Here is a 21,960-nt window from a genome sequence, read left to right as displayed (position 1 = left end):
AAATGTCGTGTTGCTTTGGTATCTTATCCGGATCAACACTCCTGTTTCGCGCCGGGGCGCTTCGTGCCGGTTGCTGCGCCTTCCCCGACGGCTTACTGCCCCTGGGCGGGCTTTCGCTAGCTACGGGGCGGCTTAAATCCACTTTCCTTAAAAAGAGGGATCATCATCATGGACAAAAGGACTTTTTTGAAATCTTCTTCCCTGTTACTCGGCGGTGCCCTCCTTTCGCCTTTGGAAGCTTGCGAATCCCCAACTTCCAAAGAAAAGACCGCCCAGACCGGCCCGGAGCCTTTGCACAACTGGGCGGGGAATGTAGAGTATAGTACCCGCCAGGTGCATTACCCCAAAACACTGGAAGAGGTGCAGGCCGTGGTGAAGAAATGCGATACCCTGAAGGCCCTCGGATCCCGGCATTCCTTTAACCGGATTGCCGACAGCTCCGGCAACCAGGTCTCGCTGCAAGCCATGAACAAGGTGGTATCGCTGGATAAAAAGGCCAACACCGTCACGGTGGAAGGGGGCGCCCGGTACGGGGAATTTGTGGCCTCCCTGCATGAAAACGGCTATGCCTTGCCCAACCTGGCGTCCTTGCCGCACATTACCGTCATTGGCGCGTGCGCGACGGCCACCCACGGCTCCGGGGTGAAAAACGGCAATTTAGCCACTGCCGTCTCGGGGCTAGAATGGGTAAACGCAGCCGGCCAGGTGGTGACCGTGTCGAAGCACCAAGACGGGGAGGCGTTTTACGGGGCCGTGGTCGGCTTGGGGGCCTTGGGCGTGGTGACCAAAGTCACGCTCGATCTGCTGCCCACCTTCGAGATGAAACAGGTGGTGTACCGCAACCTGCCCATGCAGGAGCTGCAACATAATTTTGATGCTCTGCAAGCCAGGGGCTATAGCGTCAGCTTGTTTACCGATTGGAAAAACCAGAACATCAACGAGGTCTGGATTAAGAGCCGGGTGGACCAAGGCGCTGTTTCCGCCGACCTTGACCTGTACGGGGCCAAGCGGGCCACCCAGAACTTGCACCCGGTGGAAGACCAGTCCGCCGAAAACGTGACCGAGCAACTGGGCAAACCAGGACCCTGGTATGAGCGAATGCCGCATTTTAAAATGGGCTTTAACCCCAGCGTCGGAAAAGAACTCCAGAGCGAATATTTTGTGCCCCTGGAACATGCCTACGAGGCCATGATGGCAATCGAAAAGCTGCACGAAAAGCTCAGCCCGCATCTGTTTATCTCGGAAATCCGGACCATACAAGCCGACAATTTTTGGATGAGCCCGTGTTACAAAAAAACCTGCGTGGCATTTCATACCACCTGGAAACCTGATATGGAGACCGTCAGGGGGTTGCTGCCGCTGATGGAAGCGCAACTGGCCCCGTTTGATCCGGTTCCGCACTGGGCCAAGCTGTTTACCATGTCTCCGGCTGTGTTACAAGCCAAATACGAAAAGTTGCCGGAGTTCAAACAACTGGTTGCCCAGCAAGACCCCAAAGGCAAGTTTCGTAACGCGTTTATAAACAAGTACTTATATATGGGTTAGTTCTGCGCTGTAACAAAAGAGTGTTTTACGTTGTGCCGGCTTAAAGGTCCCCTTATCGGCCAGGCACGCTCTTGCCCACATCTGGTTGCGACCAGAACTAAGAATACCAGGGGCTTGTTGGAGTAGACATTCAGCCGCAGTGGTCCGTCGTAGGGCGGGGCCTGCTCTTTGGAATCCCAGCCGGTGGTTTGCGCGGGCAGTCTCGGTACGGGGATGTGGGGCCTGAGGAGGCGGGGCGGATCAGTTGTTTGCGCCGTGTTTTGTGGATGCCGCTGGCCTTGCCCCAGGGGTTGTGACGGGGCCTCGGATCGGCGAGCCGCCAGCAGCTCCCTGCTGTTATAAGAACGCACAACGATTAACCGCTTTACGCCGTGTGCGCATTCCGGAACCCGTCCGCCTCTTCGGTACCGAAGAGGCGGATTGCTGCAGTGCGAAAAACTGCTGTGGTAAGCCGTTTAACAGGTATGGCTTGGGCAGCGTCAGCTCACGCTCCTCTCTAGGGGTGGGCGGGCACCGGGGTATCGGGCTTTACGTCCACGTTGTGGTAGACGACAATCTTCCACTCCCCGGCTTGTTTCTGAAACACTTGCAGCAGCCGCGTATGCAGGCGCCCGTGGGCATCCAGGTACACACCTTTGGGCGCCCCCTGTTTGGCGAACCCGGTGATCCAAGTCAGGGTTTCGACGATGGCGACCTCCGGGCTAAGAAAGCGGAAGGAGACCACGGCCTGCTGCAACACCGTTTTGGAAAACATTCCCTGGAAGATCTCCCGATGCCGGTCCAAAAACTGCTGGTGCCCGGTGAAGAACATGCCGCGAATGTTGGTAAACGTGCCGTTCTCGGCAAAGTGGCGGGAGTACGTCGCCGCATCGCCCCGGTTCCAGGAAGTGACTTCTTCCTGCAGGATGGCGTGAATCGCCAGCGAATCGGCCTTCCGCTGCGCGTGGGCCGCCGGCGCCACAAGCAGGGCGAGGCAAGTCACTGCCAGGATCCGTAGATGGTTCATGTTCAGGAGCTTTACAGGGCAGCTAGGACGTCTCTTTGTGGTCCTAAAATAACGTTTACGTACCAGCCTTTTGAGCGCTCTAGGGTAGAAGTTGCTCTTGATTGAATATATACTTTATATTATATTGTTCCAAGCAAAGATATAAGCTGTACAGAGCCATGGAGCAGCAGGCAATCGCGAGACAAACCCAGAATGGCGCGGGTACTCCCCACGCAGCGCTGGCACCGGAAGAATGCCAAACGCTGACCGAGTTTGAGTTGAAGCAGTTTGAGTGGCTGAAGAAGGAAAATGAATCGGATGTCGCCGAAACGCGCATACTGGAACGCACGGCCTTGCTTGCCACCGGGGCGCTCTGGGTGTGGCTCTCGGATCCTGAGCACAACCGGGATGTCAATGCCCATTTTTATCTGATCCCGCCCCTTTTTGCCGTGCTGGGCGGGTGCCGGTGTTTGGCCATCATTCTGTTCCTGCGGAAACGCGCCCACTACCTGCAGTTGCTGGAAGCATACGCCCCCAAGGCGCACCCGAAGTTAGTGGGCTGGGAGACGTATTTGGAAAACCGGGAAAAGGACCAGAACAACCGGTGGAGCCTGTTCGGTTTGGCCTCTTCCTTCGGCCTGTTGGCCACGGCCATCCTGTTCTGGGGCCTGCTGCTAGGGGTTACCCTGGCCGTAGCCAGTATCCACCACGCGTGGCCCTGATAGGCCTTCGCCGATGGCCGCAGCTGCCATGATTCAAGGGCCGGCATCACGGCCGTCAGAATCTATACCATTCTATACAACAGGGAGTCTTTCTTCTTCTTTAACAGCTCCCTCTTCACCTATTCATTTCCGCTCCATTCCGCATTTTCACCGATTGCAAGACTGTTTTTGGCCGGCCCAGGGCAGACCCTTGCCTTGTGCGCCTATAAGCCGGTACTTATGGATGTGGTTACCCAACTCACGGCACGGGCTGCGGCCTACTTGGACACCTTGCAGAGCGCCCTTTGCCTGCTGCCCGCCCCGCAGTTGGGCCATCCTACCCACCTGCCCAAACTGCTGGAACTCGAGCCTACGTCGCTGCTGAGGGCGCGCACCCAGCAAGCAGGCCAGGAAGTTCCCGGCACGGGAGGGCTCTTGTGGGAACACCTTTGCGCCACGCCTGCCCTGCTCTTGCAGGCCTTGGTCCTCAGTGATCCGCCTACGTACCCGGTGGACATAGCGAATGCTGCAGCGGGGGAGCAACTGCCCCATCCCGATCGTTTCCGACAACAAGCCGTGGCTTTGCTGGAGTTTTTGCAGCAGCAGCCTGAACTCCCGGCCTTGCTCGCGGACGTCCTGAAGACGGCCCCCCGGACTGTTGCCCGCCCCCCGGAAGGCGCTTTACAGGCGCTCGTGCGGAAGAGCATAGCCGCCTTTGCACGGCTGGTTCCCATCGTCGGCACGCCCACCCGCCTGCTCGCACCAGTCCTGCCGTGCCTTCCTCCCGAATGTTGGCGCCGGCTGCTGCGGGCCTTGTTGTACCAGCAGGGCCGCAACAGGCACGAGTTGGCCGCCCGCCTGCAATTTCTGCCCACACTTGTGGGGCAAGCCAGCAGCGCCGAATACGCCGCCCTCCAGAAATCGAAAGGGGAACTGACGCAGCTGCAAACGCAACGAAAACCGGCGGGGGACCTCGCAAATCTGGTCCAGCAAATCGGCCGGCAACAAGCCGTACTACAGCAACGCCAATACCAGCTGCTGACGAACGACGACGACTTGGAGGCCGGCTTGGTCAATGCCCGCTGTGCCCTGCCTTTTGCTCTGGTTTTTCGAAGGGAACTGGCCGAAGTCACAACCCGGCGTAAGGGGTTTGGCTTGCCGCATACCGCCCAAGCGGATCCGCAGCACTGCGCCCGCGACCTGCATTTGTGCGGCGTGGCGTTCTCCGGGGGAGGCATTCGCTCGGCGACATTCAATCTCGGGATCCTGCAGGGGTTGGCCAGCAAAGGCTGGTTGCCGCAGGTTGATTACCTGTCGGCCGTGTCGGGCGGGAGCTACATCGCGGCGTGGTTCGCGGCGTGGATCAAACGGGAAGGCTCGCTGCCCAGAGTGGAAGGGTATCTGTGCCCGATAACTTCCCCGGACCCCAAAGCCGAGGAAGCGCGGCCCCTCCGTTGGTTGCGCATGTACAGCAACTACCTGGCGCCCAAGGCAAGCATCATGTCCACGGATGCGTGGACCATTGGCATGACGTGGCTGCGCAACACGCTGCTGACCCAACTCACTATTGTCCTCGCGCTGAGTGCCGTCTTGGCGTTGGAAACGGCGTTGTTCCGTTCTTGGGAGTTGGTGCAATGGCGCAAAAGCCCGGACACGTGGCAGGATGTCGTTTTCGTCGCGGCACTTAGCGTGGCCTTGCTGCTGCCCGGGGCGCTTTTGGCGAGCGTAGGCATGCGCATGTTCCGCCAAAATTACCAATGGCGAACTTCTAAAAGCCTTGTGACCACAGGCCTGGCCGCGTTGTTGCTGCCCGGGGCGTTCTTGACCGGCCTAGGGATGGCTATGTTTCGCGCGGCTTACAAGTGGCGATCGAACGACGTAGTGCCCGCTTTGGTGAGCCAACTCCTGCTATTGGCGCTGATCGGGGGGCTGCTGGCCAGCAGCCTGTTGTTCAAAGTGCCGTACCCGGGCTTCTTTTCAGGAGCCCTGATTCTCTGGCCGGCGGGCGTAGTGGGGGTACTCGCGCTGCTCCTCGTGGCGATCGGGGGGCATTACGACCGGTGTTTCTACCAAGAGGACGAAGACTACCGCGGGTGGCCCCGGCGGCGCTGGCAGGCGTGGGCGTGGATTGGGGTGTACACCACGCTGGCTGCGTGCCTGGGCCTAGCCGGTCTGGTCGGGGTCTGGAAGCTCCTGGATGTGCTGCGCTCCCTGTCCCAGCCGCTTCCTGCGTATCCCGGCTTTTGGGTAATGCTTTTGCCGGAGGGACTGCTGCACCAGCCCCACGGGGCGCTGCTGCATACAGTAGGCGCAGTTTTAGTTGGCTCCCATAACCGGATGCCGCCGGTATTTTTCTCGACACTCGCCTTTGTGGTGGGTCTGCCGTTGGTGTTGGAGGCCTTAGTCTTGACGGTGGTGACCCGCATGGCCCTGTTGGGCACAAACTTTCCCGACGAGCGCCGCGAATGGTGGGGACGCATGGGCGCGGTGCTGCACCTCGCCTTGGTGAGTTGGATCGTGCTGACCAGCAGCACCGTGCTCGCGCGCATCCTCGTGCACTTGTTTGCCGGCCAAGTTGCGGCGAAAGTGGCAGTGACTGGGGGATGGCTGACATTCGTCGGGTGGGCCGTAAGATTCGCCTTCAGCGCACGCACGGCGGCAAAGTCGGATCAGCCGGGCACCAGTTCCTGGCTAGATTGGGTATTGCAAGCCGCCCCGTATGTGTTCGCCTTCGGGATGCTGATGGCCTGCTCCGAAGCGGTCTACTGGCTACTTCACCAACAGGAAGCCCCCACCAGCGTAGTCTATCAAGTGCTGGCCACGTTCCCGCGCCTGCTTGAACAAGCCCGGGCATGGTTATTTGCCATTACCGAGTGGCCGCTGTTCGGGGGACGGACGGATCCGTTGTTTGGACAGGCCGTGTTCCTGGCCGGGATGCTCGGCCTATTGGCGTGGGTCTTGGCCACCCGCATGGGCGTTAACGAATTCTCGCTGCATCATTTCTACCGCAACCGCTTGGAGCGGTCGTATTTGGGTGCGTCCCGGCGGCGGGCAGAACGCGTGCAGACGGCGAATCCCTTTACCGGCTTCGACCGCCGCGACGACGTAAAATTGTGCTCCCTACGGCAGACCGATCCGCTGCCTTCGCCGACGGGCTACGACGGGCCTTACCTCATTATCAACGCCGCGCTGAATGCCACGCACGTCACCGACTTGGCCCAACAGGACCGCAAGGCCGAATCGTTCGTGTTTACGCCCTATTACTGTGGCTTCGATTTCGCCCGGCTGCGAAGCACGGATTCGGGTCGTCCGTCCTTTGAATTTGGCTACCGTCCGACCCAGGAATACGCCTACCCCGACGACAACGGGCCGTCCGCGGGCACGGCCATGGCCATTTCCGGGGCTGCCGCCAACCCCAACGAAGGCTATCACTCGTCCCCGGCAACGGCCTTCTTGTTAACCCTGTTTAACGTGCGGTTGGGCTGGTGGATTGGCAATCCCAGCGCCGACTGCTGGCGGAGCGCCAACCCCCGTTTGGGGTTGCTGTACCTGCTCAAAGACCTGTTCGGCCGTTCGGATACCGACGACAACTACGTGAACCTGTCCGACGGCGGGCACTTTGACAACATGGGCCTCTACGAGTTGGTGCGCCGCCGCTGCCGCTACATCATCCTGGGCGACGGCGAAGAGGACCATGGATTTACCTGCGAGGGTTTGGCCAATGCCATTCGCCGCTGCCGCATCGATTTCGGGGTGGAAATTTCGATCAACGTCCGGCCCATCACCAACCGCAATTCGCTGCTGTCCGACAGCCACCATGCCGTGGGGACCATCCACTACCCGGAAGACCCGCCGGGGACCGCCTCGGGGTACCTGTTGTACTTGAAAACGTCGCTGACGGGCGACGAGCCCAGCGACGTACGGGAATACGCGCTGGCCGACCCGGCTTTTCCTCACCAATCCACGGGCGACCAGTTTTTCAGCGAACCCCAGTTTGAAAGCTACCGCCGCCTGGGGCTGCACGCGGTGCACCAGCTGTCGGTGCCCCGCCCCTCGCAGGGCCCTGTCCGAATGCCAGACCTGTTCGCGTTCCTGCTGGCCGAGTGGCAAGCGAAAGAGAAAACGTGGGCGGCTGCGGCCGCTAAAAAAGGAGTCTAGGCAACGAGAGGGACTCTACGGGCTCGCGACCGACGCCCTCGTGCGGTTCAGTACGTCTTTCCCCGTAGCTCTTCCTTACCGCAGACGACCTAGAAAGCGGACTACAAAAACGCATTTTATACGCAAGAGGCCTACCGCAGCGCCAGGGGGCTCGTCTTGGAGCGAGAGCACACCCCGTAACCAAGCCCTTGGTAGTACAACGAATTGAAGTCATGGGTATGTTTAACATAATTGTTACTTATACGCCCGTTTCTTGGGACGGAATAGACCGCAACCCTGCTGGAATCTCTGTTTCAACCTTTGCGCAGTCCCATTCAGCAACCTTCTAGGCCGCAGGCCCTGCCCAAATAGATTGTTCTGTCCAGTGTAAGGCGGATGCTTGGACTTGATTCTACCACACAAGGACCAAGCCCAGCACTGTTGAGAAATAAGAATACAGCGCATAGGCGCTCCGTGTATAGTATATAGTTGTATATTAAACAGTTGATTTTTCTTGCTGCGGCAAGTGGAGGTTACCAAGCAATTTACGGAGTATGCACCAGCCGGCCGCCCCGACGCGTTCTACCGCTGCCACTTGCAGCGTCTTGATTGTCGAGGACGAGTACGTGATTGCCAACGATCTGCGCCTGCTGCTGCTCGAGGCGGGCTATGGCGTGCTGGGCATTGCCGACTCGGTGGCGGAAGCCCGGTTGCTGCTCGGCCAACAGCCGGACATCGTGCTGCTGGACATTTACCTGAAGGGCAATGCCACGGGAATTGACTTGGCCGGCACGCTGGCAGAAGCCGACGTCCCCTTCATCTACATCTCGGCCAACGACAGCCCCAGCGTGCTGGAAGCCGTGAATGCTACCCAGCCCTGCGGCTACATCGTGAAGCCTTTTCGGGAGAAAGACGTGCTGATGGCTCTGGAGATCGGGCGCTACCGGCACGCCCACCGCGTTGAGGTGCAGCTACGGGAGGAAAAAACGCTGCAAATTGCCCTTACCGAAGCCTTGGCCGCGCCTGTGCCTTGGTCGCAAAAACTGCTGCAAGGGGCGCGGCTCCTACAGGGGCCTATCGGATTCGATTTTATGGCTGTGCGCTACCAGCACGGGGCCGATCACTTTAGCTATCGCTACTACCGTACCGGGCCCGATGAATACGAAACCCTGGACGAGGCTGCCTTTTATCGGCTAATTAACGTGCCGGCCGTACAATTGCCGCAATTGCACGGCATGTTTGAGGCACTGTACGAAGCCCCGGGGTGCTACAATCAGCAAGCTTACAGTGACTTGTGCCGGCAGCATCCTATGTTAGGAAGCATCGCCAAGACGCTGCGCATGACTTCGGCGTTGGTCATGCCCGTGGCGGTGGGGGCAGCTCACCGCTTCATCCTCTCGTTTTTTAGCCGTCAGCCCAACGCCTACCGGGCGCGACACCTGGCGCTGCTCGACCGCCTGGAGCAGCCCGTTGCCCTAACGCTGGAGCGCGTCTTGGCCTTCGAAGAAATTGCCCGCCTCAGCCGGCAGTTGCAGCAGGAAAAGTCCTACTTGCAGGAAGAAGTCAAGACCACGGCCAACTTTGAGGAAATCATTGGGACCAGCCCTTGTCTGCTGGAAGTGTTCAACCAAGTTTCGCAGGTAGCGCCCACCGACAGCACCGTCCTGATTTTGGGCGAAAGCGGCACGGGCAAGGAGCTGTTTGCGCGGGCCCTCCACAACCTGTCGGCCCGCCGCGACAAGATTCTGGTCAAGTTGAACTGCGCCGCGCTTCCGGCCGCGCTGATTGAATCCGAATTGTTTGGGCACGAGCGCGGCGCCTTCACGGGCGCCGTCGACAAGCGCATCGGCAAATTCGAGCTGGCCAAGGGCGGCACGATTTTCTTGGACGAAATCGGGGAAATGCCGTTGGAGCTGCAAGCCAAGCTGCTGCGCGTTTTGCAGGAAAAAGAGATCGAGCGGCTGGGGGGCAACATACCCATCAGGACGGACGTGCGGGTGCTGGTGGCCACCAACCGGGAGCTGGAAAAGGAAGTAAGCGCGGGGCGCTTCCGAATGGACCTGTACTTTCGGTTGGCCGTGTTTCCAATTACACTGCCGCCGTTGCGCCAGCGCGCCAGCGACATTCCGGCCCTGGCGACCTTTTTCGCCCAGAAAGCGGCTCGCAAACTAGGCAAATCCTTTAAAGCCCTATCCGACAGGGCGTTGCAAGAATTGCAGGCTTATCCCTGGCCGGGTAATATCCGGGAGTTGGAAAACGTCATCGAGCAGTCGGTTATCCTCAGCGACGGGCAGCAGCCCCTGGTGCTGGGCCGCCCGCTGACCAGCTCCTTGTTTCAACCGCAAGCCGCGCCGGCCAGTCCTGCCGGCGCTCCAAAGTGCGACGCCCAGCCGGCTCAAATGCCCAAGGACTTGCTGGACATCAAGCAGATGCAGCGGGAAACGGAGCGGGAATACATCCTGAGTGTGTTGGTGAAAACCAACGGCCGGGTGCGCGGCAGCGGCGGGGCGGCCGAGCTGCTGAAGCTCAAGCCCACGACCCTGGAATACCGCATGGAAAAGCTGGGCATCCGCAAAACGATCACTACCTCCGAATCGGATAGGTGAGAAGCGCTCCCGCGGCTTTCCACTTGCCTTACCCGGCGTTCCGCTGCCCTCCATGATTCGCGCTATCCTGCTTCTGCTCTTTGCCCTGACCACCCGTCTGTTGCGGGCCGAGCCGCTGTACCCGCTGCTGAGCCCCGGCGCCGCCGACAGCCTCCGGCAGCAGCTGTGGCATACGCCGCCCGACACGCCGCGGGTGGATGTGCTCCTGCGCCTGTGCGAAGACCTGGTTGCTCGCTACTGGGGCTTGGGAACCCCGCTCGACAGCGCCGCCGCTTTCGGCCAGCAAGCGGCCCAGCTGAGCCAGCGCCTGGGCTACCTGCGGGGAAAGATCAAGAGCCAATACGCGTTGGGTAACCTCGCCCTCAGCCTCAACCAAGTGGCTGAGGGAACGCGCCTGCTCGTCCAAGGCCTTGCGCGCAGTCGCCAAGCTCGTGACCGGCGCCTGGAAGCCGACGGCTGGTACTACCGTGGCTTGGCCTACAACTTTTCGGCGGCCGACATTCCGCGGGGCATTGCTTGCCTGCGGCGGGCCAGGGCGTTGTACCACGCCCTAGGGGATGAGGAACGGGCAACCTACACCCTCAAAACGATTGCCGACCAGCACGCTACCCAGGGCCACCTGGGCCTGGCCCAACAGGAGCTGTTGCAGGTGCTGGCTCGCTACCGCGCTTTGGGGCAGCGCCGCCTGCACTACACCTATGATTTGCTGAACGTTGTAAATGACAAGTCCGGAAATTTCAAGGAGGCTCTCCGCTATGCCATGGCCGCTGTGGAGAGCGCCAAAGCAACCGGCGACACGACGTTTCTGAATCTATTTTACGGCCGGGTGGGCAACATCTACAGCACGCTCAACCAACTGGACGATGCCGCGGCCTACTACCAGCTGGCCCTGCACCGCGCTGAGCGCACAAAACAGAAAAACCTGGCCGATATCCTGGGCCTTACGGGCTTGGTGGCCGAGGTGCTGATCAAGCAGAAGCAGCCCCAACAAGCCCTGGCCTTGGCGCTGCAGAAAACCAAGGCGTATCCCGTCGGGGGCGATGTGCAAATCGCGAGTTGGAACATGCTGACGGCCTGCTACTTGGCCAACGGCCAATACGCGGTCGCCGAACGCTGTGCCCAGCAAATCGTTCGGCAGCTGGAGGGCCGCAGCGACTTGGGCGGCAACGTCTCCATGCTCCGGCGCGCCTATACCTCGCTGGCCCAGGCGAACCTGCTCACGCGGCGCTACGAGGCAGCCGGCCGCTATCTTGGCAAGGCCGGGGCGCTGCCTGTTAAATCCAGCGTCATCAGCCAGGCTACGACCGAGCAGCTGTGGTTTAAAGTTGATTCGGCGCAGGGCCACTACCGGACAGCCATCGGGCACCAGCAGCGTTACCTTGTCCTGCACGATTCGGTGTTTAACGAGCGAAAAAGCAAGCAGATCGCCAGCCTGCAGATTCAGTACGACACCCGTAAGAAAGCGCAGGACTTAGCCCTGCTCACCAAGCAGAATATGGTGCAGCGGGCCAACATTCGGCAGCGCGAAATCCAGCGCAATTCCCTGCTGGCGGGGGTGCTGATGCTGGCGTTGGTGCTGGGCCTAGGCTACAACCGCTACCGGCTCAAGCAGCGCAACACCCGGCTGTTGGAGGCCAAGCAAGAGGAGATATCCTCCCAAAATACGTTTTTGGAAGAAGTGCTGACCGAAAAGAATGGCTTGCTGGAGGAAAAGGAGTGGATGCTCAAGGAGATCCACCATCGGGTCAAAAACAACTTGCAAATCATTGGTAGTCTGCTCCGTTCGCAGGCGGTTTATGTGCAGGACGGAGCCGCCCGCGCCGCCGTGCGCGAAAGCCGCAACCGCGTGCACTCCATGGCGCTCATTCACCAGCAGCTCTACCAGAGCAACCGCCTGACCGGTGTCCCAATGGATGCCTACATCCAGGAGATTGTGGCCCATTTGCTGGCTTCCTTCGACTGCCAGGAAGCGGTTCGGGTCGCGCTTACGGTGGCGGCCGTGGAACTCGATGTAGCCCAAGCCGTGCCCGTGGGCCTGATCTTGAACGAGGCCATCACCAACGCCCTCAAATATGCGTTTCCGGATGGCCGTTCTGGCACGCTGACCATTGCTTTTGAAATGCTGCCGGCCAACCGCTGCCGGCTTACCGTGGGGGACGACGGCGTGGGCTACGCGCCCGATTTTGAACCCGCCCATAGTCACACGCTGGGACTTAGCCTCATCCAAGGCCTGAGCAAGCAGATCGATGGCTTCTTACAAGTCGAGGGCGGACCCGGCGTGCACATTAGCCTGGAATTTAACCACCTGGCATTGCAGCCACACCATTAACCGGTCGAGTCGCAACACCTGGCCAAACAGCAGGGCATGAGGCATCCAAAACGGCTACAATAATTCGTAGCCCTCTGGAGATCTCCAAAAAACTGGAGGCACCAATGACTTAACGGAAAAACTCTGCGCAAACATAACTATCTGATTATAAATAACTTATATAACAATAAGTATTCCTGACACGGGTAATTGAGGGGCATTAGCAGGTGGCACGGTTTTGCAACTGCCGGGTGGTGGCCCCACACGGGGTTCGCGCCTTTTTGTATTGCCCCATGAAAGCCAGCCCTTCCCAAACCGTTGTGTTTATCACCGGCGCCTTCGTCAGCAGCAGTTGCTGGGACGAGTGGAAAGTGTTTTTTGAAGAACACGGCTATGCCTGCCTGGTGCCGCCCGGGCTTTACAAGGATGCGTCGGCGCCGACCTTGCGCAGTCGGCAACCCGATGCGCATGTGGCTTCCATTCGTTTGACGCAGCTTGCAGAGTACTACGCCGCCATTGTGCGCCAACTTCCCCAGAAGCCCATCCTGATCGGGCACTCCATGGGGGGGCTGCTCACGCAATTGCTGCTGCAACAGGATTTGGCCGCCGCCGGGGTGGCCATTCACTCAGTGCCGCCGCAGGGCGTGATCACGTTCAAATGGTCGTTTTACCGCTCGGTGTGGGGCCCCTTGGGCTACTTTACGCCCGTGGGCGAAAGCTTTATGATGTCGCTGAAGCAGTGGCAGTACGCGTTCACCAACGGCATGCCGGGTGCCGAGCAGCGGGCCTCCTACAAGGCGTTCGCCATCCCCGAATCGAAGCGCTTGTCGCGCGACGGCCTGACGGCAGCGGCCAAAATCGACTTTACGCGGCCTCATGCGCCGTTGCTGTTTCTGGCCGGCAGCACCGACCACATCATCCCGGCCTCGCTGAACTACTCGAATTATCGGCGCTACCAGCATGCGGGCTCCGTGACGGCGTACCGGGAGCTGCCCGGCCGCAACCACTTTGTGCTCGGCCAGCCGGGCTGGCGCGAAGACGCCCTGTGCATCCTGACCTGGCTTCACCAGTTGCCCCATCAGCAGGACCCGAAAGTCAGCAAGTCGGGCTTCCTGACCGGGGCAAGGAGCAGATAAGCAATCCTTTCATTTCCTCGTACTCCCATGAACCCTTCCCGCTTTGCCGCCTTCCTGGTGGCCGTGCTCTTGGGCGCCTTGGTGGCCTGCTCAGATAAGTATTCGGGGCCCATCCTTCCGCGCAAAACCTTCGTGCTGGTACACGGCGCCTGGCAAGCGCCCTACGCTTGGCAGTTTGTAAAGCAGCGGCTCGAGCAGCAGAACCAACGGGTGATTGTGGTGGAACTGCCCGGCCACGGCACCGACAACACGCCTCCGGCAGTCCTCACCCTCGACGCCTACCGCGACAAAGTAGTGGCCGCAATCCTGGCGCAACCCGATAATGTGGTGCTGGTAGGGCACAGCTTGGGCGGCATGGTGGTGACGGAAGTCGCCGAAAAGATCCCGGCCCGGATTGCGAAGCTGGTGTACATCGGGGCCTTTCTGCCCGCCAACGGGCAGTCGCTGCTGGCGCTGGCGTCCACGGACAGCACCTCGCAGCTGGGCGCCGCGCTCGTGCCCTCCGCCGACCAACTGACGTTGGGCATCCGGCCCGACCGCCTGATCCCCGTCTTTATCCAAGACGGCAACGAGGCGGCCCAACAGCTGGTGACGGCCAACTACCGCGCCGAGCCCGCTATTCCCTTCACCAACCCCGTCACCCTGACGGCGGCCAATTTTGGCTGCGCAAACAAGTACTACGTGTACACCGCCCAAGACCACGCCGTGGGCCTAGGCCTGCAAAAGCGCATGGTGGCCGCAGCGGGCATCACCAAGACCTATACGCTCAACAGCAGCCACTGCCCCTTCCTATCCGAGCCCGACCAGGTGAGCGACCTGTTGCTTGGCCTAGCCTATAAGTAGCGCGGGAGCACCTTGCCTTATATGCACTTGACCATCCGTAATATGTATAAACTCAAAATAATCGGTGCCACCGTGCGTCCTGGTCGACAAGGGCCGCTCATCATCGAATGGGTAGCTACGCAAGCGGAAGCGCATGGCGCTTTCCAAGTAGAGGTGCTGGACCTGCAGACCCTGAACCTGCCCCTCATGGATGAGCCTGCCCATCCGGCGCTACGCCAGTACACGCATGCGCACACCAAACAATGGAGCGCCAAAATCGAAGAGGCCGACGCCTTCATTTTCGTGACGGCGGAGTACAACTTTAGCTATCCGGCCCCCTTGCAGAATGCCTTGGAATACCTAGTGCACGAATGGGGCTACAAAGCCGCTGGCATCGTGAGCTACGGCGGGGTATCGGCCGGAACGCGGGCCTGGAATACGCTTAAAAGCGACTTGCCTTCTTATCGGGTGGTGCCGCTGGTGGAAGCCGTCAACATTCCTTTTTTCACGCACTTTATCGAAGACGGGCAGTTCGTACCGAACGAGGTGACGACGGCCGCGATGGTCACGGTGCTCCAGGAACTGGCCCGTTGGACTAAGGCCCTGCTGGCCCTCCGGCAACCCGATTTGCAAACGGCGGAATGATGCAGCAAGCCATCGGTTGTTGTTTTGCCTGGTGCCCCACGTGAGTTTTTCACCTCCTTTACTTCCTGAAACTATGAACCTCCTATCACTCCGTTTTGCTGGCCGGCGCTTCGCGGCTGGCTCCGTGTCGCCGCTGGTTTCCGGTGCGCTGATTCTGCCTCTATCCGTGCCGGCCCACGCCCAAGATGGACACGCAGGTGTAGAATCGAAAACCGTCGCCACCCCCATCCAGATGGTGGATATGTTTCATTCGGCCTTTGGGACGCACCATGCCCGCGCCGTACACGCAAAGGGCATTGTTCTCGAAGGAGATTTCACACCGGCGCCGGAGGCCCGCAGCTTGTCGCGGGCCGCGCACTTGCAAGGGGCCACCGTGCCCATCATTGTACGGTTTTCCGACTTCACAGGCATTCCCAACATTGCGGATACAGTTGGGGCCTCGAGCCCGCGGGGCATGGCCATCAAATTCAAGCTGCCAGGCGCGGCCTCGACCGACCTGATCGCCCACAGCTTCAATGGCTTTCCTACCGCGACTACCGACGAATTCAGAAGCCTGCTGCTGGCCATCGGCGCCAATGGCAGCGGCAACCCGGCTCCGCTGACGGACTTCCTGGCCACGCACCCCATCGCCAAAACCTTTCTTACCACCCAAAAGCCGCTCTCCACCAGTTGGGCCACGCTCAGCTTTTTCGGGGTCAACGCGTTCAAGTTCACCAATCAGGCGGGGCAGGAGCACTACGTGCGCTACCAGCTGATTCCGGATGCCGGCGAGCACTTTCTGAGCAAAGCCCAGGCCGCCGCGGCCGCCCCCGACTACTTGCAGACGGAAATTAAGCAGCGAGTGGCCCGGAAGCCTATCACGTTTAAGCTCTACGCCCAGGTGGCCGAGAAAGGCGATGTCATTGAGAACCCCTCCGTAGCCTGGCCCGATTCGCGCAAGCGGGTGCTGTTGGGCACGCTGGTCATCAAAAAAATGGCAGCCAATACGGCAGAGGAAGACAAAGCGTTGTTTTTCAACCCCAACAACGTGCCTGAGGGCGTGAACATTGCCGACCAGATGCTGCTGGACCGGGCCCGTACTTACCCACTTTCAGTGGGCCAACGCCAGTAACGTGGGCCGCATTCAAACGCCCCGTGCCCACCGAAACTGCCCTACACGCTGCCCGCATTCGCGCCTGATGCAGCAGGGATCGCGACCCAGGCCTACGGGCAGGGTAGCGCCTGACACGGACGGAGTGCTGCGGGAGCTTTTCGCCATAAGACGGCTATTATTTACAAAGCGTAAGAGGTTGATGCTAAACAATCTACATAATGAATAACTTGCTTCCTTCTACCGCTGCCCATGTCGTGCCGCCATCCCGCTTCGATTTATTGAGCGTCGAGCCCAAAGCTTACGCGGGCCTGACGGTGATGCACCGGCAACTGGCGCAGTCAGGCCTCTCGCTTACGCATTGGGACCTAATTAACGTGCGCACTTCCCAACTCAATGGTTGCGCCTACTGCCTCATGACGCACTCGCAGGAAGCACTCGACCACGGCGAAACCGAGCAACGCCTGCGTGCTCTTCCCGCCTGGCGCGAGGCGCCCTTCTTCACAGCCGAGGAGCGGGCCATCTTGGCTTACGCCGAGGAGGTGACGCTCATTACCAAGCACCACGTGGCGGAGGCGGTGTACAATGAAGCCGTGGCCCTTCTCGGCGAAGCCTACCTGGCCCAGGTGCTGCTGGCCGTGGTGGCCATGAACGCTTGGAACCGCCTCGGCATAGCCCAGCGCAAGACGCCCGTCTGAAGCAGGGTCCTAAACTAACAACCACGCCTGCTTCTGGCCGTGACGCACACGGTGGCTCTGGAAATAGCCACCAGTAGCCCGGCCACCGTTCTTAGCACCGCGCTGGCTGGCTCGGATCATTAGTATGCCCCGTTCCCTTTTCTTAACGAGTGGACCCCATCCCCGGGCGCCCTACTTGGGCGTGTAACGGACTGCGAACGGTCGTTTCGAAAATACCAAGTCCGGGCTGGTAACGTTCTGCAACCAGACGTTTACAGAACGTTACAGGTCTAGGCCGGGCGATGATTTGGCGGGTTCCGCTCTACCGGCAACGCGCCTCCACTTTCTCATGTCCTTTCCCCGTCCTTCGCGTCTTGTGCTCATTGGCGCCGCCGTCTGCTTCATCGCGCTGTGGAACGTGGCCGCGCACTTCTACGTGCAGCGGTTTCACCAGCGCGTCCACGCCCGCCCACGCCGGTATTGTTACGAAACCTTTTTGGGGCCGCTCAACCCGGTCATGGTCCTCACGGACGAGGCCGACAAAGCCGAACTCGTCTCCTACTACACGCGCCTGCTGCACGGCGAGGAGAGTCCAGTGTTTCGCTTTCCGCTCCGCAGCGTGCTGTTTGTCCGGCCGGTGTACGTGCTCGAGCAGGATTCGCAGGTGGCCAAAATCCTGTACTACTATACCGCGCACGAGCAGGGCAACTACCTGGAAGGCTACGTAGACCGGCGGACCTTACACACCCTCCCGCCCCCGGACAGTTTGGTGCGGGCCAAGGAAAAAGTAAACTACCAGTAGGCATCGCGGGCCGCCCGCCGCTCCTGGCCAGCGGTTGCCACCCGGAGCTGGGGAGAAGAGGCGGTTATAAGTCCGAGAAGCAATCTTATGCTAAGTGGAATTTCCGCGAAGGGAGTCGGCCCGCTGCGGTCCGTTTTCCTTTCCCATTAGAGGGCCATCACTCTTTGCAAGCAATCTGTTACTATTGCGCTTGCCTGTTTCTGCCTAAAGTTACCCGCTAAGAATATGCGACGTCTCCTCCACCACCTAACGCAATTTTTGATCGCCCTCGCCAAAGGGCTGGCTTGCAGCATGGGGGTCTTTCCCTAATACGTGGCCAGGATGTCAACTCCACCTGAGGATCTAGGTCAACAACCCGTTAGCCTCTTCGGCAATCCAGACGCCACGGCGGCCCCTCGTTTGGCGAGTGCCCGCAGGCGGGCGTGGATTGCCCCGGTAGGAGGTGTTGCGGCCCTTGGACATTTCATAACCGGACGTTTACAGAATGTTACCACCCCTGTCTTGCGCCCAGGGACGACTTCTACCCCGTTTGCAAATTAAGCCGGCCCGACTGGATAACGTTTTCCGGCCCGCATGCTTACCACGTTCCCCGCTCGGCAGGGCCAATCTTGAGCGGGAGGACCGAATGGAGGCGCCTTCTTGCTAGCTCGCGGATCGGGCACCCTATACTATCCCGCCCCGGCTGGCTCACCACGCCAGATACGCAATCCGCGGGTCCCGCACGTTGTACCAGACGCGGAGCCGGCTACCTGGTAGGCAAACGTAACCGTGCCCGCGTCCTCCCACCGCCGGGCGGCGCGCCGGGCGGCGGCCGGGCGGAACGCCTGCTTGTTAAATACCGGCTCCTCGAAGACCACCACCGTGGTCGTGGGGCCGTCGGCGTCGTAGCGCAAGGCAAAAGCTTCCCCCGAACGGAGCAGCGGGTAGGGCGCAGACAGGACACCGCGGCAGGCGAGCCCGTTGGCGATAAAAGAGACGGTCACGTTCCCGCCGACTTGGGTGAGGACGCCGACGGTCTGGCGGCCGTGCTGCAAGGTATGGGCCCGCTGCTGCCGGTACCCCGCCCAAATGCCGGCCACCACCAGGGCCATTGCCCCAGCGGCCAGCGTTTGCTTCGGCGTCATCGGCTGCTCTTCCTTACGTGTAAGGGGTAACAACCCCGTCCGCAGGCCGGCAAGGCCCGTACTCCGTGCAATCCCCACAGGCACTTCGGGAAAAGAGGAATTCGTTCTGAAGGCTGAAAGTAGTAGTATTAATGTAAACGCCGGATACGTAAACCTTATGTCAAGTCGGACCCTAGTGAAGAAACCCTGTCGATCCCACGGGTTGGCCGTGGTGAAAAGGGTGGCCCAAAGGTGAGCGCGTGTTCAAAAGCGTGGTGGGCTGCTCGAAGCGGCAACCTTCGGCCTCACTACCTTGCTGCTGGTTGACAATACCAACATCGGCTCCATGCCGTGCCAATGAGGCCTGTAGAAAGAGTCGAAGGTTTAATTAGTAACTACGGTGGCGCGGGGATCGTTTTCGGGCGGGCCTAGCCTACATGCGAAGTAGAATGGCTGGCTATCAACCCAACCGCGACCCCCGCATTGGTCGCTTGGTTAAGGACAACTATATTGACTATCAGGCTGCTTTGGAAGCGCCACTCACTGCTGCCAGCATAGCAGGGTCTGGCACCGGGTTAAGGGTCTGCGCCGCATTTACCTGCAGCACTTTCGGGCCTGCCAGTGAGCATGTGCAGTACCCTTCACGCTCTTAGTAAGGAAAAAATGACGGGCAAAAATTTTACGCCGTTTCCCGTGTTGCAAACCGGAAGGCTGACGTTGAGGCAACTCAGAAGCAGCGATGATCAGGCAATATTGGCGTTGCGTTCGAACGCCAGCGTCAACCAATATCTCGACCGGCAACCAAGCAAGTCACTGGCTGATGCCCAGAAGTTCATCCAAACTATTACTGAAGCCGTCCACCGCAACGAGTCAGTTTATTGGGCCATTACCTTGAGCGGGACGGACAAACTAGTTGGAACCGTCGGCTTGTTTAACGTTGGAGAAAACCCTGCGACGGCAGAAATTGGGTATGAACTACTGCCGGACTTTCAGGGAAAGGGGTTGATGCAAGAAGCCCTGGCAAAAGTGCTTCGCTTTGGATTTCAACAGGTTGGCCTTCACGTGATAGAAGCCTATACTCGCGCCGAAAACCAACGTTCTACCCGCGTTTTGGAGAACTTGAATTTTAAGCGAGATAGCGCAGCTGACGAAAGCCTCATGCTGTTTAAATTGACCCATACCGGTTGAAAGCAAGCACAACGGACCGGTAATAATGTATTCATAAGCGCTGGTTGGGGCAGCGGGTAACGGTGGCCCGTAAAATCCAACTTCCAGCAACAGGAATATCCCGCTGGGGACTACGCCAACGGCGCTATTGCGGCGTGCAGCCCACAGGCGCGGTTGCTAGCCCAAGTCGAGCGAGAGTCAGTGGCTCTTTTCGGGCGGCCTGGCTCCGAGTACACCCTCGATGTGAGGGCCCCGCCTTAGGGTCGCAGCGCGCCCACGGGCCGGTACGTGTTGAGCAGCACGCCCGTGGCCGTCACCTGCGTGCTTACGAACGCGAGTGCGTGCGGGGCGGCCTGGTCCGAAAACAGGCGTTTGCCGCGGCCCAGCAAAACCGGGTAGACCAGCAGCAGCACCTCGTCGACCAAGCCCTGCTCGAGCAAGCGGGTCGTCAGCGTGGAGCTGCCGCACACAATCAGGTCGGGGCCGTCCGTGGCCTGGACGGCGCGAATGCCCGCTAGAATGTCCACGCCCAGCGCTTGAACCGGGCCCCAGGCGAGGCTGTCCGGCCGGTGGGTAGCCACGTATTTGGTCGCCGCATTTAGCCCCTTGGCCATCGGACTATCCACGCCCTGGGACCAGAAGCCGGCCCAGGCATCGTAGGTGCGGCGGCCCAGCAGCAGGTCGAAGGGGCTGCCGTAGGCCTCGACGAGGGCCGCTAACCCGGCCGGCGTGCGATAGGGGGTTGTCCAGTTGCCGTGCGCGAAGCCGTCTTCGTCGTCGTGCTGAATCACGCCGTCCAGGGAGAGGTGTTCGATGATGCGAATCTTGCGCATGGGATGAGCTAGTAGGTTGAGGGTGAAGCGAAGCAGAAAATGGTCAAAATAGGCGAAAGGCACCCCTGGAAAAATACCCGGTAAACGATGTGGGAGCAGGCCTCACTCCCGCCAGCCATTGCTTGGAACCTCGCTGAGCCTGGTCACTTGCTGGCGGGCAGCTTCTGGGGCTTAAACACGATGCGAAACGCCTGGAGCGCGGCCGGATGGTAAAGGGTGGCGTGCGTTTCCTCCGGCATGGGCTTGTAATGCCAGATGATCGGGCCCTGCGCAAGGCCTTGGAGCGCGGACGCCAATCGGCGGGCCTCGGGGCTGTTTTCAGCGTCGCGGCTGAAGGCGACGTACACCGTTTTCGCCGGCCCGGCATAGGCGCGCAAGGCTTTGCTCGCTTGCTCAGGCAAGGCGCCGTGGTTCCACCACACGCTGGGGTCGAACGCGATATAGGTATCAAACAAAGTGGGTTCCAGCAGCAACGTTTCGACGACAAACAGGCCCGCCAGCGACTCCCCCACAATAGCCGTTTCGGTACTCGCGCGGTAGCGCTGCCGGATGGCCGGCATCAGCTCCGTGCGGATGAACTGGCGGAACGCGGCAGACCCGCCTACCCGAGGGGCAATCTTCCGGTCCTCGGGGTTGGCAGTTGGGCCGGTGAGGTCGCGCCGGCGCTGGGTGTTTTCAATGCCGACCAGGATATAAGGCCGCATGGTCCCGTTCCCCGTTAAGACTTGCACCAGTCCGGCCACGTGCAGAAAATCTTCCTTCATGCCTCCGTCGGGCATATACAGGACGGGCAGCGGGGCAGCAGCGGAATCGGTGTAGCCTGGCGGTAGATAAACATTGATGCGGCGCGTTTCGCCAAGCGCGGCCGAAGGAAGCGTGAAGGTTTGCCCAATGGCTAGCGGAGCAGGACGCTCCTGTGCCCGCGCGAATGGGCCGCCGATGAAGCAAAGCAGCAGGAGCCACGACAACAGGGACGCTGTTTTCAAAACGGGAAAGCTTAAATATAAGTATTTGATAGTCAATACGTTACTTATTGGTAGTCGCTGGGCAGGCCCGGGCATCGGCTGCTAGGCACCCTGGGAAAAGGACTAGCTGTTCCCTGCGTCCGCTTTTAGTAAGGCCGCTGGTGCTGCTTCCGTCGGCACCACCACGATCCCCTGCTGCAGCTTCGAATGGCTCCTGCCGTAGAGAAAATAAACGACAAAGCCCAGTCCCATCCAAGCGAGCGCGATCTGCAATGTAAACCGGTCGAGGGACACGATCAGCAGCGCGCAGAGGAGGGCGCCCAAAAGGGGCACCAGTGGAAAACGGGGCGAGGACAAGGGTGCCCGGAACGGGCGGGGCTGCGCGGGGTCGGAGCGGCGCATGATCCACACGCCGGCCGAGACCAGCACGAAGGCCAG

Annotated in this window: 17 protein-coding genes; 12 read left to right on the top strand and 5 right to left on the bottom strand. The window is 60.1% G+C overall.

Annotated elements, in window-relative coordinates:
• Positions 1–168: 168 nt before the first annotated feature.
• A complete protein-coding gene (locus tag H9I52_RS21810; RefSeq protein WP_187455624.1) occupies positions 169–1,545 on the top strand; it encodes an FAD-binding protein in 1,377 nt (458 codons plus the stop codon).
• 496 nt (positions 1,546–2,041) lie between these two features.
• Here the strand turns inward: H9I52_RS21810 and H9I52_RS21805 are convergent, their stop codons facing one another.
• On the bottom strand, positions 2,042–2,551 hold the full coding sequence (locus H9I52_RS21805; RefSeq protein WP_187455623.1) for a YybH family protein: 510 nt from the start codon (positions 2,549–2,551) through the stop codon (positions 2,042–2,044).
• 158 nt (positions 2,552–2,709) lie between these two features.
• On the opposite strand from H9I52_RS21805, the gene H9I52_RS21800 reads away from it, so the two are divergent.
• The 10 genes from H9I52_RS21800 (at position 2,710) to H9I52_RS21755 (ending at position 17,454) form a co-directional block, all read left to right on the top strand.
• The gene (locus H9I52_RS21800) at positions 2,710–3,252 is read left to right on the top strand and encodes a hypothetical protein (protein ID WP_187455622.1); all 543 of its coding nucleotides are present in this window, start codon (positions 2,710–2,712) and stop codon (positions 3,250–3,252) included.
• A gap of 219 nt (positions 3,253–3,471) precedes the next feature.
• Complete coding sequence (locus H9I52_RS21795; RefSeq protein WP_187455621.1) at positions 3,472–7,389, top strand: patatin-like phospholipase family protein; 3,918 nt, start codon at positions 3,472–3,474, stop codon at positions 7,387–7,389.
• 533 nt (positions 7,390–7,922) lie between these two features.
• The gene (locus tag H9I52_RS21790; RefSeq protein ID WP_187455620.1) at positions 7,923–9,974 is read left to right on the top strand and encodes a sigma 54-interacting transcriptional regulator; all 2,052 of its coding nucleotides are present in this window, start codon (positions 7,923–7,925) and stop codon (positions 9,972–9,974) included.
• 52 nt (positions 9,975–10,026) lie between these two features.
• A complete protein-coding gene (locus tag H9I52_RS21785) occupies positions 10,027–12,303 on the top strand; it encodes a sensor histidine kinase (protein WP_187455619.1) in 2,277 nt (758 codons plus the stop codon).
• 272 nt (positions 12,304–12,575) lie between these two features.
• A complete protein-coding gene (locus H9I52_RS21780) occupies positions 12,576–13,418 on the top strand; it encodes an alpha/beta hydrolase (RefSeq protein ID WP_187455618.1) in 843 nt (280 codons plus the stop codon).
• Between the two features lie 27 nt (positions 13,419–13,445).
• The gene (locus H9I52_RS21775) at positions 13,446–14,261 is read left to right on the top strand and encodes an alpha/beta fold hydrolase (RefSeq protein ID WP_187455617.1); all 816 of its coding nucleotides are present in this window, start codon (positions 13,446–13,448) and stop codon (positions 14,259–14,261) included.
• A 21-nt stretch (positions 14,262–14,282) separates the two neighbouring features.
• On the top strand, positions 14,283–14,885 hold the full coding sequence (locus H9I52_RS21770) for an NADPH-dependent FMN reductase (protein ID WP_222940605.1): 603 nt from the start codon (positions 14,283–14,285) through the stop codon (positions 14,883–14,885).
• A gap of 73 nt (positions 14,886–14,958) precedes the next feature.
• On the top strand, positions 14,959–15,996 hold the full coding sequence (locus H9I52_RS21765; protein WP_187455616.1) for a catalase family peroxidase: 1,038 nt from the start codon (positions 14,959–14,961) through the stop codon (positions 15,994–15,996).
• 200 nt (positions 15,997–16,196) lie between these two features.
• Positions 16,197–16,673, top strand: a complete 477-nt coding sequence (locus H9I52_RS21760; protein ID WP_187455615.1) for a carboxymuconolactone decarboxylase family protein — start codon at positions 16,197–16,199, stop codon at positions 16,671–16,673.
• A 328-nt stretch (positions 16,674–17,001) separates the two neighbouring features.
• Positions 17,002–17,454 (top strand): hypothetical protein, encoded by a 453-nt coding sequence (locus H9I52_RS21755; protein WP_187455614.1) that lies wholly within the window; start codon positions 17,002–17,004, stop codon positions 17,452–17,454.
• A gap of 668 nt (positions 17,455–18,122) precedes the next feature.
• On the opposite strand, the gene H9I52_RS21750 is transcribed toward H9I52_RS21755, so the two are convergent.
• Entirely contained in the window at positions 18,123–18,656 is a 534-nt protein-coding gene (locus H9I52_RS21750; RefSeq protein ID WP_187455613.1) for a hypothetical protein, read from the bottom strand.
• 528 nt (positions 18,657–19,184) lie between these two features.
• On the opposite strand from H9I52_RS21750, the gene H9I52_RS21745 reads away from it, so the two are divergent.
• Positions 19,185–19,745: a GNAT family N-acetyltransferase gene (locus H9I52_RS21745; RefSeq protein ID WP_222940604.1), complete on the top strand. Its 561-nt coding sequence runs from the start codon at positions 19,185–19,187 to the stop codon at positions 19,743–19,745.
• Positions 19,746–19,981: 236 nt separating this feature from the next.
• Here H9I52_RS21745 and H9I52_RS21740 read toward each other — a convergent pair whose 3' ends face one another.
• The 3 genes from H9I52_RS21740 to H9I52_RS21730 form a co-directional block, all read right to left on the bottom strand.
• The gene (locus H9I52_RS21740) at positions 19,982–20,620 is read right to left on the bottom strand and encodes a dihydrofolate reductase family protein (protein WP_316248068.1); all 639 of its coding nucleotides are present in this window, start codon (positions 20,618–20,620) and stop codon (positions 19,982–19,984) included.
• Between the two features lie 80 nt (positions 20,621–20,700).
• Positions 20,701–21,543 carry an alpha/beta hydrolase gene (locus H9I52_RS21735; RefSeq protein WP_262386183.1) on the bottom strand — a complete coding sequence of 281 codons (843 nt, stop codon included), beginning with the start codon at positions 21,541–21,543 and terminating at the stop codon, positions 20,701–20,703.
• 102 nt (positions 21,544–21,645) lie between these two features.
• Positions 21,646–21,960, bottom strand: a 315-nt coding sequence (locus H9I52_RS21730) for an amino acid permease C-terminal domain-containing protein (RefSeq protein ID WP_316248067.1), incomplete at its 5' end; no start/stop codon positions are given.

It is taken from the genome of Hymenobacter sp. BT491 (assembly GCF_014349165.1).
In the GTDB taxonomy this organism is placed as follows: domain Bacteria; phylum Bacteroidota; class Bacteroidia; order Cytophagales; family Hymenobacteraceae; genus Hymenobacter; species Hymenobacter jejuensis.
This window is presented reverse-complemented; position numbering and strand designations above follow the sequence as displayed.

Coding starts and splice junctions, on each gene's coding strand:
- H9I52_RS21745 (WP_222940604.1), top strand. CDS start 19,185: ATGTGCAGTACCCTTCACGCTCTTAGTAAGGAAAAAATGACGGGCAAA.
- H9I52_RS21800 (WP_187455622.1), top strand. CDS start 2,710: ATGGAGCAGCAGGCAATCGCGAGACAAACCCAGAATGGCGCGGGTACT.
- H9I52_RS21785 (WP_187455619.1), top strand. CDS start 10,027: ATGATTCGCGCTATCCTGCTTCTGCTCTTTGCCCTGACCACCCGTCTG.
- H9I52_RS21770 (WP_222940605.1), top strand. CDS start 14,283: ATGCACTTGACCATCCGTAATATGTATAAACTCAAAATAATCGGTGCC.
- H9I52_RS21775 (WP_187455617.1), top strand. CDS start 13,446: ATGAACCCTTCCCGCTTTGCCGCCTTCCTGGTGGCCGTGCTCTTGGGC.
- H9I52_RS21760 (WP_187455615.1), top strand. CDS start 16,197: ATGAATAACTTGCTTCCTTCTACCGCTGCCCATGTCGTGCCGCCATCC.
- H9I52_RS21780 (WP_187455618.1), top strand. CDS start 12,576: ATGAAAGCCAGCCCTTCCCAAACCGTTGTGTTTATCACCGGCGCCTTC.
- H9I52_RS21805 (WP_187455623.1), bottom strand. CDS start 2,551: ATGAACCATCTACGGATCCTGGCAGTGACTTGCCTCGCCCTGCTTGTG.
- H9I52_RS21755 (WP_187455614.1), top strand. CDS start 17,002: ATGTCCTTTCCCCGTCCTTCGCGTCTTGTGCTCATTGGCGCCGCCGTC.
- H9I52_RS21810 (WP_187455624.1), top strand. CDS start 169: ATGGACAAAAGGACTTTTTTGAAATCTTCTTCCCTGTTACTCGGCGGT.
- H9I52_RS21795 (WP_187455621.1), top strand. CDS start 3,472: ATGGATGTGGTTACCCAACTCACGGCACGGGCTGCGGCCTACTTGGAC.
- H9I52_RS21790 (WP_187455620.1), top strand. CDS start 7,923: ATGCACCAGCCGGCCGCCCCGACGCGTTCTACCGCTGCCACTTGCAGC.
- H9I52_RS21765 (WP_187455616.1), top strand. CDS start 14,959: ATGAACCTCCTATCACTCCGTTTTGCTGGCCGGCGCTTCGCGGCTGGC.